Origin of the sequence: Rhizobium sp. BK251 (assembly GCF_004345245.1) — a bacterium.
Taxonomy (GTDB): Bacteria; Pseudomonadota; Alphaproteobacteria; order Rhizobiales; family Rhizobiaceae; genus Rhizobium.
In genome coordinates this window covers 1-1,493 of sequence record NZ_SLUQ01000030.1, presented here as the reverse complement: position 1 = coordinate 1,493, position 1,493 = coordinate 1, and the positions used below count along the sequence as shown (strand labels likewise).

The window sequence follows — 1,493 nt, the reverse complement described above, 5'->3', positions numbered from 1 at the left end:
GGCGGCCGCGACATCCTTGCGCTCTCCGACCGCGAGATGCGCGCCGTGCGCGGCAAGGACGCGGCGATGATCTTCCAGGAACCGATGACCTCGCTCAACCCGATCTTCACCATCGGCAGGCAGATCTCCGAGGCCCTCACCTGCCACGGCGCCATGACCAGGGCCGAGGCAAGAGCCGAGACCATCCGCCTGCTGGAAAAGGTCCGCATCCCGAATGCGTCCTCCCGCTTCGACGAATATCCGCACCAGTTCTCCGGCGGCATGCGCCAGCGCGTCATGATCGCCATGGCGCTCGCCTCGCGCCCGAAGCTCCTGATCGCCGACGAGCCGACCACGGCCCTCGACGTCACCATCCAGGGCCAGATCCTCGATCTCATCAAGGTGTTGCAGGAGGAGGAAGGCATGTCCGTCCTCTTCATCACCCACGACATGGGCGTCGTCGCCGAGATCGCCGACCGCACCATCGTCATGTATCGCGGCGAGGCCGTCGAGGCCGGCGACACCGCCGACATCTTCCACCGCGGTAAGCATCCCTATACCCGTGCCCTGCTCGCCGCCGTCCCCCGCCTCGGCTCGATGACCAGGAGGAAATGGCCGCTGCGCTTTCCGGTGGTCGACGTCTCAACCGGCATGCAGAGCGAGCCCGTCGAGGTCGAAGGCACCGTCGACCGCAGGAAGACGCCGATCCTCGAGGTCAAGAACCTCGTCACCCGCTTCGACATCCGCTCCGGCCTCTTCGGCCGCAGGACCGGCGCCATCCATGCCGTCGAGAACGTCTCCTTCGACCTCTTCCAGGGCGAGACGCTTTCCCTCGTCGGCGAGAGCGGCTGCGGCAAGTCGACCACCGGCCGCTCGATCACCCGCCTCGTCCAGCCCAACGCCGGCTCCATCCATCTCGACGGCTACGACGTCATGGGCCTCGACGCCGTCGATCTGAGGCGCATGCGCCGCTCGATCCAGATGATCTTCCAGGATCCCTTCGCCAGCCTCAATCCGCGCATGAGCGTCGGGGCGGCCGTCGCCGAACCCTTCATCGAGCACGGCCTCGGCACCAGAACCCAGGCCCGCGACAAGGCCGCCGACCTCTTCGAGCGCGTCGGGCTGAAACCCGAGATGATGGGCCGCTATCCGCACGAATTCTCCGGCGGCCAGCGCCAGCGCATCTGCATCGCAAGAGCGCTTGCCCTCGACCCCAAGGTGATCGTCGCCGACGAGAGCGTGTCGGCCCTCGACGTCTCGATCAAGGCGCAGGTCTGCAACCTGCTCATGGACCTGCAGGAAAGCCTCAACCTCGCCTTCCTGTTCATCTCCCACGACATGGCCGTCGTCGAGCGCGTCAGCCACCGCGTCGCCGTCATGTATCTCGGCGAGATCGTCGAGATCGGCCCGCGCGCCGCCGTCTTCGAAAATCCCCAGCATCCCTATACCAAGAAGCTGATGGCCGCCGTCCCCGTCCCCGATCCCGCTCGCCGCGGCATCCGCAGAAACCTCAC

At 66.6% G+C, this 1,493-nt stretch carries 1 protein-coding gene; it reads left to right on the top strand.

Annotated elements, in window-relative coordinates; translation table 11 throughout:
* Positions 1 to 1,493, top strand: a 1,493-nt coding sequence (locus EV286_RS31825; RefSeq protein WP_132961217.1) for an ABC transporter ATP-binding protein, incomplete at both ends; no start/stop codon positions are given.